9 protein-coding genes are annotated in these 14,039 nt (G+C 31.3%); 3 read left to right on the plus strand and 6 right to left on the minus strand.

What is annotated here, in order from left to right; genetic code table 11:
- Positions 1-127 precede the first annotated feature (127 nt).
- The 3 genes from DG508_RS15815 to uvrA all read right to left on the minus strand — a co-directional run bounded on the left by DG508_RS15815 (position 128) and on the right by uvrA (position 6,613).
- Positions 128-2,956 (minus strand): gluzincin family metallopeptidase, encoded by a 2,829-nt coding sequence (locus DG508_RS15815; RefSeq protein WP_234418249.1) that lies wholly within the window; start codon positions 2,954-2,956, stop codon positions 128-130.
- A 108-nt stretch (positions 2,957-3,064) separates the two neighbouring features.
- Positions 3,065-3,754, minus strand: coding sequence for an LOG family protein (locus DG508_RS15820; RefSeq protein WP_108869077.1), 690 nt, complete (start codon positions 3,752-3,754; stop codon positions 3,065-3,067).
- Positions 3,755-3,778: 24 nt separating this feature from the next.
- Positions 3,779-6,613: an excinuclease ABC subunit UvrA gene (uvrA, locus tag DG508_RS15825; protein ID WP_108869078.1), complete on the minus strand. Its 2,835-nt coding sequence runs from the start codon at positions 6,611-6,613 to the stop codon at positions 3,779-3,781.
- A gap of 567 nt (positions 6,614-7,180) precedes the next feature.
- Between uvrA and DG508_RS15830 the strand changes: the two genes are divergently transcribed.
- Complete coding sequence (locus DG508_RS15830) at positions 7,181-9,286, plus strand: M12 family metallo-peptidase (protein WP_108869079.1); 2,106 nt, start codon at positions 7,181-7,183, stop codon at positions 9,284-9,286.
- Between the two features lie 14 nt (positions 9,287-9,300).
- Here the strand turns inward: DG508_RS15830 and DG508_RS15835 are convergent, their stop codons facing one another.
- Together DG508_RS15835 and aroB are read right to left on the minus strand one after the other, a co-directional pair.
- Complete coding sequence (locus DG508_RS15835; protein WP_108869080.1) at positions 9,301-10,044, minus strand: hypothetical protein; 744 nt, start codon at positions 10,042-10,044, stop codon at positions 9,301-9,303.
- Between the two features lie 119 nt (positions 10,045-10,163).
- Positions 10,164-11,234, minus strand: coding sequence for a 3-dehydroquinate synthase (aroB, locus tag DG508_RS15840; protein WP_108869081.1), 1,071 nt, complete (start codon positions 11,232-11,234; stop codon positions 10,164-10,166).
- Positions 11,235-11,401: 167 nt separating this feature from the next.
- On the opposite strand from aroB, the gene DG508_RS15845 reads away from it, so the two are divergent.
- Entirely contained in the window at positions 11,402-12,574 is a 1,173-nt protein-coding gene (locus tag DG508_RS15845; RefSeq protein ID WP_108869082.1) for a proline dehydrogenase family protein, read from the plus strand.
- Between the two features lie 170 nt (positions 12,575-12,744).
- On the opposite strand, the gene DG508_RS15850 is transcribed toward DG508_RS15845, so the two are convergent.
- On the minus strand, positions 12,745-13,521 hold the full coding sequence (locus DG508_RS15850) for a CPBP family intramembrane glutamic endopeptidase (RefSeq protein ID WP_234418250.1): 777 nt from the start codon (positions 13,519-13,521) through the stop codon (positions 12,745-12,747).
- Between the two features lie 234 nt (positions 13,522-13,755).
- Between DG508_RS15850 and DG508_RS15855 the strand changes: the two genes are divergently transcribed.
- The gene (locus DG508_RS15855; RefSeq protein WP_108869083.1) at positions 13,756-14,004 is read left to right on the plus strand and encodes a GlsB/YeaQ/YmgE family stress response membrane protein; all 249 of its coding nucleotides are present in this window, start codon (positions 13,756-13,758) and stop codon (positions 14,002-14,004) included.
- The last annotated feature ends 35 nt before the right edge of the window (positions 14,005-14,039 follow it).

Here is a 14,039-nt window from a genome sequence, read left to right on the forward strand (position 1 = left end):
ATTTTTTGAACATAATTCAAATAAAACCATATTTCGTTAACAAATCATCGTTTTTGGGTTGATTTTTCGGTATTGATTAACAAATGTTCAAAATTTTCACATTTGTTTTTTTTCAATTTCATAATAATTAATACCATTCTCTTGTAAAAAGCCCTATTAATGTCTGTGGACTTAATGTAATTATGAATCTAATTTGTTCCTCATAATTAGGTTGTGAGATTTCCCAACCTTTGTTTGAAACAACGGGTAAGAACAGTTCAAAATAATCAGCTACCAAACTCAATCGTATTCCCGCATCATATACGAATTTAGGAGAGACCCCTTTATTTTTTACAAAACCAACATCACCGTATGCGTATATCCAATTCCAAATATTGGTGTTTGCATTTATAGTTGTAATCCATTGATTTGCAAAAGGGTATTTAAGTTTTGACTTAAAACCTCCTTCTGCCAATATAATTTGTTGGCTTACTAGACCTTTTTCTTCACTACGGCCAAGGTAGCTGTAGTCAAAGAGATAATCTGTAGGTCTGTCTAGAGCAAAGCTAAAAAAATCACCATCTTTACCTGTGTCATTAAAGAGGAAAGAACCTGCAAAAAAACGAAGATTTAATTGTCGATTATTAAGAAATAATTTCCTGTAGTTTATAGTAGTTGAAAACTTACTGAAATTTTTAGATAATTGATAATCTATAGTATACCCTAGAAAACTAATCAGATTAAAATCAGAATAACTGTATCTTGCATTAAAGACATTATAATCTGGTGTAGTTACGGGATTTTCTTTGTCTTTATCTCTAAAAACATTAATATTTCTTAATAACAATCGTTGTTTTTCATTTGATCTTAAATCTTTAGGTCTGAAATAAAAACTTAAAGAAGAAGAAAGTCTTTTAAATAATAAATCAGGTGCATAACTAAACATACTACCATTTACACCATATCGTATTTGATATAAACCATGCTCTGATAGCTGTTTTCTATGAAATATAGCCGCAGATCCCAGTAATTTATTTGATTTAAACCCATATGCAGGAGATATGGAGTATTCAATATTTTTTTTGATAAAAGATTTATTGTAAAATTTTGAAGCCAGTGTAAAACCATCGTATACATTAAACTCAAATTCAGGAATAAAAAACACCTGACTGTATCTAGGGTCTTCAATATCTTGTAAAATCCTAAATTGAATTGGCTTATTAAAAATCCATTTCAAATTCCGGTAATTATTACGTCTGTTTATTTCTGGAATATTCTGATCGTAATCTAATACTAATTTGCTAATATTTTCATTAGCTATTTTTACTTTTTTTGTTCCATTTACTCCAAGTACCCATGTTTTTGAAACTACATCTTTTTTTCTTAGACCATATAATGATATAGGCATATTATTATTGCCATTATTCTTGATAGTTACTTCTATAGAGTCTTTTTCTTTTTTTACAGACTTTATTTTAAAATCAATTTTTTTATTAGAAGATATAAAATCTTCAAAAAACCATGTTACATCTTTTGGAGATAAAGAAGTAAGATTCTTTTGGTATTCTTTGGAGCTAGTGTGTTTTAATAAGTTTTGAGCATAAAAATCTTTAATACTTTGATCTACAATATTATCGTCACCTAAATAATCTTCTAAGTATTTAAACCCAACTCCTGATTTATAAGCATTAGCAATATTTTTATTGAATTTAACTAGTGCGTCTTGTGGAGCAGATAATGGCTGATCTAGAAATAATCGAGCCATATTTTTATAGCCAAGAAAATATTGATCATTAAACTTAAGGTCTGCGATGTGAAACCATCGTATACCAATTACCTTACTGAGTTTACCGATAATTTTCATTTCGGGATAATACTGTTCAGTATATGACATCATTAGATATATATGTATAGCATCTTTTATCCAAGTATCATATCTAGGGTTTATGAGTAGTGTTTTCTCAAGATATTTTTCTGTTATTGTTTTTAGTTGTTTAATTTCATATTGAAAACCATCAGGAAAAGGCCTTAAGATATCAGGTAATTGGTTTAATCCGTATACGGGATTGTTTTTGTAATCATTTTCTGAAACTAATATTTTGTCAAATGGATATGGCCCTAATTTTTTTTGTAAAAATTTTAATATTCTATCGGTTGCCACAGATTTCATTTCAGGGATAAGGTCATCACCATCTATATTGCTTATAAGGTCAATATTTCCAGATTTTGAAGTATAAAAAGAAGACGTTTTTTCTAGATATAAATTAACATGATTTCTATTATTGCCTGTAAGTAGTATTGTTTTGCTAATTTCATCTTCTGATAAAAAGGTGGTTTCTTGCTTTAATTCGCTAGCAACCTCATAAGAAAAAGGTAACGTAAAATTAATTTTGTAATTAGCTAACGGAGCGTATAAATCATTTAGATTTTTATGACTATAAATATTCCATTTGGCATTGTATACTGCAGGTTGTAGGTACCAATATTTTAAACTAAAGTTTCCGTTTTGATGATATCCATAGCGAGTAAATTTCTCACTAGGAATTTTAATTTGATATTTTAAAAGAAGTGTTTCACTCTCTCCTGGGTAAATTGGTGAAGTAGGAGTGATCCATAAAATATCTTGTATACCATTATGCCTCCCCCAATGTAATGATTCAAGTTTTGCATTGGTTACCTTTGTAATTATAGTGGCCCCTCGCTCTTCGTCTTTTGCAAAATAAAACCGTTTTATAAAGTCTTCTGCAAATCTTTTACCTAATGGGGTTGTTTTATCTGAAAAACTATTCGCCCAATCGTGAAAATATAATTTTGAGAGTGTATCTTTTGATGAGTTTTTATAGGTAATTTCCTGCGTTATTGTTAGTACCTTTTTTTGAATATCTAGAGATGCATTAATATTTATATCGTGCTGTGCTGACAAGGAGGTCAGCACAAAAAAAATAATTACAAAACTATATATTTTTACAGTATTCAAATTTTATGTTTGATTAAAGCCTTTTTCAATAGATACAATAATGGGGGGATATGTTACCCTCAGTGTGATTTTTTCAGATATTAATAACTGGTTTTATGGTAAAATATTTTAGAAATTAGGACTTAAATTGTATTCTCCATAGAATTTATCCAAAATTTGCAATACTTCTTCAGGAGTGTCTACTACATGAATTAAATCCATGTCTTTAGGGCTTATATTTCCAAACTTCTCTAATAATGTACTTTTTACCCAATCAATAAGTCCTCCCCAGAACTCTGTACTTACAAGTATTATTGGAAATTTTGCTATTTTCTTGGTTTGTATTAATGTTATTGCTTCAAATAACTCATCCAAAGTTCCAAATCCTCCTGGCATTACCACAAATCCTTGAGAGTATTTTACAAACATTACTTTACGCACAAAGAAATAATCAAAGTCAAGACTTTTATCATTATCAATATAAGGATTATCATGTTGTTCAAAAGGGAGGTCTATATTAAGACCAACAGAGGTTCCTCCTGCCAGATGCGCTCCTTTATTACCTGCTTCCATAATACCAGGTCCACCGCCAGTAATGACACCATATCCATGATTTACAATTTCTTGAGCAACATCTACAGCTAGTTGATAGTATTTATCGTCTGTTTTTGTACGAGCTGATCCAAAAATAGATACACAAGGCCCAATTTTACTCATCTTTTCAAACCCGTTGACAAACTCTCCCATGATTTTGAAGATTGCCCATGAATCGTTTGTTTTTATTTCGTTCCAGCCTTTGTGGTGTTGTTCCTTTCTCATAAATTTTGTGTTTGTTGATCTATATTATATGCCTAATTCTTTCTTTAAGAATTTAGCTGTATAACTTTTTTTATCTTTTACAATTTGTTCTGGTGTACCAATGGCAACAACTTTTCCTCCGTTTTTACCACCTTCGTAACCAATATCAATAATATGATCTGCCATTTTGACTACATCTAGATTATGCTCAATAATCAAAACAGTATTTCCTTTATCTACTAATTTATTTAATACTTCCATGAGAACACGAATATCTTCAAAGTGCAAACCTGTAGTTGGTTCGTCAAGGATATAAAATGTATTTCCCGTATCTCTTTTAGATAATTCTGTTGCTAGTTTTATACGTTGTGCTTCTCCTCCTGATAATGTGGTTGATTGCTGTCCTAATGTTATATATCCAAGACCAACACTTTGTATTGTTTTTAGTTTTCTTGAAATTTTTGGAATATGTTCAAAAAATAAACAGGATTCATCGATTGTCATTTCAAGTACATCAGAGATTGATTTTCCTTTGTATCGTATTTCTAGTGTCTCTCTATTAAATCGTTTTCCTTGGCAGGTTTCACATTCTACATATACATCTGGTAGAAAATTCATTTCTATTACTCGCAAACCTCCTCCTTTACAGGTCTCACATCTTCCACCGGCTACATTAAAACTAAATCGCCCTGGTTTATACCCACGAATCATTGCTTCGGGGGTTTTGGCAAATAGGCTTCGTATCTCTGAGAATACACCAGTATAAGTAGCAGGATTGGATCTTGGTGTTCTACCAATCGGGGATTGGTTTATATCAATAACCTTATCTGCATGTTCTAGCCCTTTGATACTTTTATAAGGCATTGGTTTTTTTACTCCATTAAAATAATAAGCATTGAGAATAGGGTAGAGGGTTTCGTTGATAAGAGTAGATTTACCACTACCTGAGACTCCTGTTACTGCTATCATTTTTCCTAAAGGAATGTCTATAGAAACATTTTTTAGATTATTTCCAGTAGCTCCTTTTAATGAAATTGTTTTTCCGTTTCCTTTTCTACGTTTAGACGGAATTTCAATTTGTTTTTTTCCACTTAAATATGCTGCTGTAAGTGTATCATGCTGGTGTAATTTTTCTGGAGGCCCTTCACTAATTATTTCTCCTCCATGTTTTCCTGCCAAAGGCCCTATGTCTATCACATGATCAGCCTTTTCTATCATATCTTTATCATGCTCGACTACAATTACAGAGTTACCTATATCACGTAATTGAATAAGTGAATTGATTAATTTTTCATTATCTCTTTGATGCAACCCAATACTAGGTTCATCAAGAATATACAGTACACCAACTAATTGCGAACCAATTTGAGTTGCCAAGCGAATACGTTGTGCTTCACCACCAGAAAGGGATTTACTGCTTCGATTCAACGATAAGTAAGTAAGCCCTACATCTATTAAGAACTGAAGCCTTGCATTAATTTCTTTTAAGATCTCTCCTGAAATCTGATTTTGTTTATCACTTAAATGCTTAGGTAGTACCTTGAACCACTTAGAGAGTTCAATGATATCCATTGCAGCTAATTCTGCTATATTTTTATTATTTACTTTAAAATACAAAGATTCTTTGCGTAATCTTGAGCCTTCACAAGATTGGCATTGCACGTTATCCATAAAATCTTTTGCCCATCGTTTTAATGAGGTAGAATCATTGTTGGTATACGTATTCTCTATAAAAGTAGCTATTCCTTCAAAATCAATTTTATAATCTCTTTTAACTCCAAGGCTTTTGCTGTTAACTGTAAACTTTTCTTTCCCTCCATAAAGAATAATTTGCATAGCTTCTTTTGGAATTTTTTTTATGGGGTCGCTTAGTTTAAAGTTGTATCGTTGTGCTATGAGTTCTAACTGTTTAAATATCCAGTTGTTTTTTTGAGGTCCTTGCGGAGCTAATCCGCCATTTTTGATAGATTTTGAATCATCAGGGATAATCTTTTTTAAGTTTACCTCATAAAGGTTGCCAATCCCATTACATTTAGGGCATGCTCCTTTTGGAGAATTAAAAGAGAAGTTATTAGGCTCTGGATTGGGATAAGATATCCCACTAGAAGGGCACATCAAGTTACGACTAAAGAAACGTACCTCTTGAGATTCTTGCTCGATTATCATCAATACGTCATCACCATGATACATTGCTGTATTAATGGTTTCCATGAGGCGCTTAGAGTTTTCCTGCTCTTCATTTACAGCTAGTCTATCAATTACAATCTCAATATCATGAGTTTTGTATCGATCAAGCTTCATTCCTTTAGTAATATCTTTGATTTCTCCGTCAGCACGAACTTTTACAAAACCTTGTTTTGCAATTTGCTCAAAAAGTTCTCTGTAGTGTCCTTTTCTTGATCTTACTACAGGAGCTAGTATATTTATTCTCTTACCTAAAAAGTCTTTTAAAATCAGGTTTTTAATCTGCTCATCACTATAGCTGACCATTTTTTCTCCTGTATTATAGCTATAGGCATCACTTCCTCTAGAGAATAATAACCTGAGAAAGTCATAAATTTCTGTAATCGTTCCTACTGTACTACGAGGACTCTTGCTGGTAGTTTTTTGTTCTATTGCAATTACAGGAGAAAGCCCGTCTATCTTATCTACATCAGGTCTTTCTAATCCTCCTAGAAATTGTCTTGCATACGCAGAAAAAGTTTCTATGTATCGTCGTTGACCTTCTGCATATATTGTGTCAAATGCCAAAGATGATTTACCAGATCCAGATAACCCTGTGATAACCACTAGTTTTTCGCGAGGTATTGTGACATCAATATTTTTCAAATTATGAACACGTGCTCCTAAAACTTCAATATTTTCTTCTGATGTGACCATAAAATTTTAACCAAGATTGCAAATGTAGGTATTTGTGCGCGGTTTGTAAAATGAGTTTCGGTTGGGTTTTATCCATTCACTATTTTATAGTACAAATGAAGAATGTGAACTACAATATAAAAAACTTGTTTTTGCAACTAAGTTGCTTTAAAACAGGTAGTTATGATAGTTTGTTGTGTTAAAACGTGTACTATTTTTCTTTCATAAAAAAGCATTAAGTTTTGATAGGAAGTTTATTTATTAAATGCATTAATAAATAAAACAAAAGACTATAATACAGATGCTTATGATTGTAAAATAGCTAATCAACTAAATAGAGTAAAATTAATAATGATCATTTTTATCATTTTTTTTACGGAAAACCATTTTTATAATATTTATTTTTCAATAAATTAACAAAAATAATGCATATAATTTAATTTAATTATGTTTTTGGAAGCTTTTATTAAGGAGTTCTTAAAATTAGTAAATTAGTAATTCACAAACTCTTTGAAGTTTTTCTGATTAGAAACTTAAATAGCCCAAACTAATCGATATAGAAATTCTTCAAAACAAAAACTAATTACGATGAATAACATATTCAAAATTGCAATTACCTTTTTTTTGGTAATTAATTTTATGCATGCTCAACAGCCGCATAAACCAAGTCAGATTGTGGCTCAAAAAAAATCTCAAGGAATTACTTTTCAAGACATTAACTTGTTTAACCTAACTACTAAGCAAAAAGCAAATGTTCAAATTCCTAAAGAAGTAAAAGAGTATACTATATTCTCTTTGAATACACAAAAGTTTGCCTCATTCAAATCAAATGTTCCTGAAGCGATGAATTTAGAAATTCCAGGACAAAAATCAACTATTGTTCTTGAGTTGGTTAAAGTAGATATTACCACAGAGAATTTTGAGGTTATAGAAATGCCTTCTGGAAAAAAAGTAGTTCCTGATAAAACGATTTCTCATTATAGAGGTGTGGTAAAAGGAAACCCTAATTCTATTGCTGCAATAAGTTTATCAGGCAATGAAGTATCTGGTGTTGTTAGTGTAGAAGGAGGACATGGTAACCTTGTTATAGGTCAATTGGATCATAGTAAAGCACATATTGCATATCAAGATGAAGACATTAGCTATCTCAATGAATTTGCATGTAGGTTAGAAGGAGAAGAGGGTATGAAGGAATATACAGAAGAGCAATTATTTGGTAATACAAGTAATAAAGCGGCTGCAAAATGTCCTGAAATATTCTTTGATATCGATACAGATATTGTTCAAGATAAGGGAGGGAGTCAAGGAGCTTCAAATTTTATTCAATCAGTATTTAATCAGGTGGCTACATTGTATTCTAATGAAAATATAACGATCAAGCTTTCAGGAATGAAAACTTGGACTTCCTCGAAACCATTTAGTAATACACTAGATAGTTATAGAGCATATAGAAACCAAAATAGCTTTAATGGAGATCTTGGTCATTTTGTAACCTATAATTTTTCTGGTGGAGTAGCTTGGTTAAGTGCATTATGTGGGTCACGTAAATATGGGGTATCTGGTATTAATAAAAACTATAGTAATGTTCCTACCTATTCATGGACTGTAGGGGTAGTTGCTCATGAATTGGGGCATAATTTTGGTTCTCATCATACGCATGCTTGTAGGTGGAATGGTAATAATACGGCTATAGATGGTTGTTATACAACAGAAGGAGGTTGCGCTAAACCTGCAATACCTTCTGGTGGAGGTACTATAATGAGTTATTGTCACCTTACAAATGTTGGAATTAATTTTACCAAAGGCTTTGGTTCTCAACCAGCAAATGTAATGCGTAATTTTATTAGTTCCTCTAGTTGTGTTGGTACTTGTGGAGGCGGTGGCTGTTCTAATGGTGATGCTGTTACAGTAACTTTTAGAAACAATACAAATTGTACATTGCAGTATTTTAGAAATAATGCTTCGCAATTCTCTATCAACTCTGGTCAAACCAGACAAGTATCTACTACCGTAGGAACTAACTGGGAAGCAAAAAATACTACAAACAGCTCTGTTGATAGTTTTGCTATTCAGTGTAACCAAAATGAGTATACATCTACAGGCAATTGCTCTGGTGGTGGCGGAACTTCATGTGAGGGTGTGAGACCTTGGTCTGCTTCTGTAACATACTCTCCTGGAGATAGAGTTACGTATCGTGGTAGCTTATATGAATGGACTGGTACTAGATGGAATAATCTTGGACCATGCCCTAGTGCTCCTTCTGATCCATGTACAGGAATAGCTGCGTGGTCTGCTTCTGTAACATATTCTGCTGGTGATCGAGTAACTTTTGAAGGTAATTTATATGAATGGACTGGTACTAGATGGAATAATTTGGGCGCTTGTGGAGCAGCACGTTCTCAAAATATTCCTCCTCCAATGAATGGTCAAAGTACAAAAGAACTTGATGTATCTGCATATCCTAATCCTGTACATGATATTCTTACGGTAGAAATAAAGAATTTATTCTATGGTGCTTCTAAGTTATCGATTAAGGATGTAAATGGTAGAACACTTAAAGAAATAGAATTACATACTTCGCCAGGAGGAAAAGCACAGCATACAATAGATGTAAGTGTCTTATCTCGAGGAATGTATTTTGTTCAGGTATCAAATGCCAAGAGAACAACTACCAAAAAGATATCTATAAAATAATAAATGTTATTGGGCTATAATGAGGGTGGAGTGTAAGCTTCACCCTTTTTATTTATGGGATTACTCCATGCTTTTAGATTAGTAATAGGAATCCCAAAGCCTAATAATCTATGCTGTTGCGCCAAATATGCACCACTTTCTGTACTACTCCAATTTTCCCAAGTTGCCTCAAGACCTCCTATTGGAATAATTGAAACCCACATTTTATAGCTTATAGGTAGATAATTGCTATCTACCTTCCATAGATATGAATCTCCTGGTGTTTTCCCACCAGAAGAATATGTAACTAGTAAAGCTTTATTGTTATTTTCTAATGTGACTAATTTACGAATTGTTCCTTGGTCAAAAAGCTTGTGTGGAGCTACTATCCAAAAAGAATCATTATAAAAACTGTTGATTGCTTTTTTTATAATTTTTCTAGAAGATTTTTTAGCGCTTATAATTTTATTGTTTTTAGGATTCTTAAGATCTAAATATATTTTATGAGCATCAAATTCAACAATTACGGTATTGTTTTTTTTATCCCATAAATAATGATTCTTCTTTCTAAAAGTCCACTGTAAATACTCCGTCTTTACATATTGATTGTGTTTTACTGCCTTTTGAATTTTTAAAGCAAAATTATCTGCTTCTATGCCTGTTTTTCCTTCAGGAAGCTTTTCATGTAGTGAGAAGTATAAGGTAGCTCCAGTGATACTAATAATTGTACATACGCTTATTATAAGTATTTTTAGAAGCTTTAAGAATTTTCTTTTCAAGAGAGATATTTATATTTTTTACTTCAGCTAAGTTACTATAAATTAAATATTTATTTAAAGAAGAAGTTTTTTCCTTAGATTATAAAGAATAAAAAACATTTTTTACGCACGCCATTTGTTTATAATGAGGCATAATACCCAAAAGATTGAAGTATTAATTCATCAGAAACAATACAATTGTATTTAGCTTCTCCAATCGTAGAAAGTAACACAAAATAAATGTTTCCTTTTTCGTTCTTTTTATCGTGTATAAGCAAAGATACAATACTATGATAATCTGCAGGGTTTATATCTATTTTAGGAAATGTAGCGAGAATAACCTCACTAATATTTTGTAATTCATTTTTGGTAAGTGATAATAGTTCTGCAGAAATATATGCTTCCATAATCATTCCTATTGCAATAGCTTCTCCATGCAATAATGTAGGTTTTTCAGGATGCGTGAGATAGAATGATTCTATTGCATGCCCTAATGTATGTCCAAAATTCAAATATTTTCTAATATTTTGTTCGGTAGGGTCTTCTGTAACAATTTTATTTTTGATTACTACAGAGTCATAAATCATTAGGTCCAAATCTTCTAAGGTTAATTGAGAAAGATCACTTATTTTATCCCAATATGATTTATCTTGAATTAATCCATGTTTCAACATTTCTGCAAAACCACTACACATTTGATTTGTAGGGAGTGTAGAAAGATATTCTGTATCAACCAGAACCATTTCAGATTCACTGATAACACCTACCATATTTTTTAGGTTTCCTAAATCTACACCTGTTTTTCCGCCTACAGAAGCATCTACCATAGCCAGTAATGATGTAGGAATATTGATATAACTAATCCCTCTTTTATAGGTACATGCTATAAAACCTCCTAAATCTGTGACTACACCTCCTCCTAGATTGATTATTAGACTCTTTCTGTCCATTCCCAATTCTGATAGCACATTCCATACTCCGCTACAGGTTTCAATATTTTTATGAATTTCTCCACTTTCAATTTCTATAACCTCTATATCATATTCTTTTTCAATTTTACTCATCAATAATGATAAACAGTATTCATGGGTATTATTATCAACGAGAATACATATTTTTGAATGATTAGCTTCTGCTAAATATGTATTTAAAGCAGTATAACATTCTTGTCCAAAATATACGATTGAATCTTTTGAAACTATGGGCTTCATATGGTATAAAATTATAAGAGGCGAAATTAAGCAGAATTTATAATAAAATAAACTAGCAAGTTCTATATTTGCACAAATCTTAAAATAAGTGTAATTGTATTCATATAAATTGATTTTATTAGTATGAATACATCTTTTAAATTAAAGATTCTTAAAATTAATTCTTGATGAAACAAAACGACTTGTTTGATAATACAGAAACAGCGTTCGCTTTGAAAAGTGACTCTGAGTTAGAGAGGGCTTACTTTCTGTTTAAAATGATTTCTAATGAACCTTTGGTTCGAATAGGAACTGCGGTTACTAATTTTGCAATAAAAGCACATTTGCCTGTTCAAGGACTAATTAGAGCCACTGTTTTTGATCATTTTTGCGGAGGAGTTAGTGAAGAAGACTGCTTGTCTGTTGTTGATAAGATGTATACAAAACGAGTAGCGTCTGTATTAGATTATTCTGTAGAAGGCAAAGAAGAAGAAGCACAGTTTGATGCTGTATTGGATAAAACCATGAAACTTTTGGAATTTGCAGATCAAAAAGATGCTATGCCATTTGGTGTTTTTAAACCTACAGGGTTTGGTCGTTTTTTGATCTGGCAAAAGAAAACAGAAGGTACTCCAATGACAGCAGAAGAGGAGGCAGAATGGCAACGTATTGAGGAGCGATTTGATATGGTATGCAAAAAAGCCTATGATTGCGATGTAGCTTTATTGATTGATGGTGAAGAAAGTTGGATGCAAGATGCTGCAGATGATTTAGTCGCTAGGATGATGCGTAAATACAATAAAGAAAAAGCTATTGTATATAACACATTACAACTATACAGACATGATCGCCTTGATTATTTAAAGAAACTACATGAAGAAGCTAAAGTATATGACTTTAAAATAGGTGTAAAGATCGTTCGTGGCGCTTATATGGAAAAAGAAAATGATCGAGCAAAAGAAAAAGGATATCCAACTCCTATTTGCAAAGATAAAGAACATACTGATCAAAATTTTGATACTACAATGCACTATATTTTGAATAATATAGATGATATCTCTGTCTTTATAGGGACTCATAATGAGCATAGTAGCTACTTGGCAATGAAATTAATGAACGAGCTTACTATTGACAAAAATGATTTTAGAGTTTGGTTTGGTCAATTATACGGTATGAGTGATCATATTAGTTTTAATGTTGCAGAAGCAGGATATAATGTAGCAAAATATTTACCCTTTGGACCTGTACGTGATGTAATGCCATATTTGATTCGTAGAGCCGAAGAAAATACATCGGTAGCAGGACAAACTAGCAGAGAACTTAATTTACTTTCTCAAGAAAAAAAGAGAAGAAAGTTATAGTCAAAATATATTAGTAACATAAAATCCGGAGTTCTTTAAAAAGACTTCGGATTTTTTATTGCTCTAAAAAAGTGTGTACAAAATAACTGATGTATTACATTAATAAAAATATCCTTTTTTACTGATGAAAAAGTATTTTTAGACTATCATTCTGTATAACAATTATGCTATTATACCTTAGTGAGATTTCTTTTTCTTATTATAAATAATGCGTAGATCAAACATGGTAATACTAATAAAATTATAAGTATACTATTCTCTAATGATGTTGGTTCACTGATATGTTTTTTAACTGCGTATCCTGCTGTATCAAGTTTTCCCGTAAAATCTATAAGAGTATGGATAATAATTAAAGGGTAAATACTTTTAGTAATAACCAATAAAACACCAAACATTATTCCTATAAATGCGGCGAAAAAAACCTGAGATAATTCACCATACAAACCTTTATCAAATTTGAATAGGTGTAATAACCCAAAGAAAATTGACGAAGCAAATATAGACCAGATTACACTTTTATTACTAGTCCCTAAATACTTAATTAAATATGATTGAATACTCCCTCTAATACTAAATTCTTCTGCAAAACCTATAGATATGCAATATATAAGAAGTAAAGGAAGATGACTTGTATTAATCTCTTCCAAAAGAAGTATATTTAATAATACTAGATAGATTAAAGGGAATATTAAAAGAGTGAATTTTCTTAGTTTTTTACCTTTTACCCCTGCAATTGATAAAAGTTTATTTTTACGCATAAAAAAATAAGATATTATAATTAATACCACATTGGCAATAATACCTAAATAGATATGTGTTTGATAAAGAGTTATTCCGTTCTCTATCAATTTATGAGAGAAATATTCTCGTGTTAATAAAATAGTAATTAGTAGAATTATAAAAATTAAAAGAGGTTTCCATAATTTTTGACTTTTTATCGTATCCATTTTTTTTGATTAAATATTAATACAAACATAATAGAAGAAACGCTACTAAACGCTCCAATGCATCCATTGGTACTCTTTTTTGTTGAAGAAAAATCAAGATAAAAGTCTAGTTTTATATCAATAAAGTATATGGTACACTGGAGGGATATTTAAAATACAGTAAGCAATAAGTGATTGTATTTTGGTGAATAGATTATTTATTACCTTTAGATGGTAAACTAAAAAACATATATTATGGGTGGATTATTGTATTCTATTTTAATTGGAGCTGTTGCAGGATGGCTAGCAGGAAAATTAATGAAAGGTGGAGGGTTTGGCCTTTTGATTAATATAATTTTAGGAATCATTGGTGGGTTGCTAGGAGGATGGTTATTTAGAACTTTAGGAATTCATTTGTTGGGAGGTATCTTAGGAGATCTTTTAAGAGGCGTTATTGGGGCTTCTGTAATTCTGTTTATAGCAGGTCTTTTAAAAAAGAAATAATACCTATCATGAAATAGTATAAAATCATGCTTTTT

It is taken from the genome of Aquimarina aquimarini, from assembly GCF_900299535.1.
Lineage (GTDB): Bacteria > Bacteroidota > Bacteroidia > Flavobacteriales > Flavobacteriaceae > Aquimarina > Aquimarina aquimarini.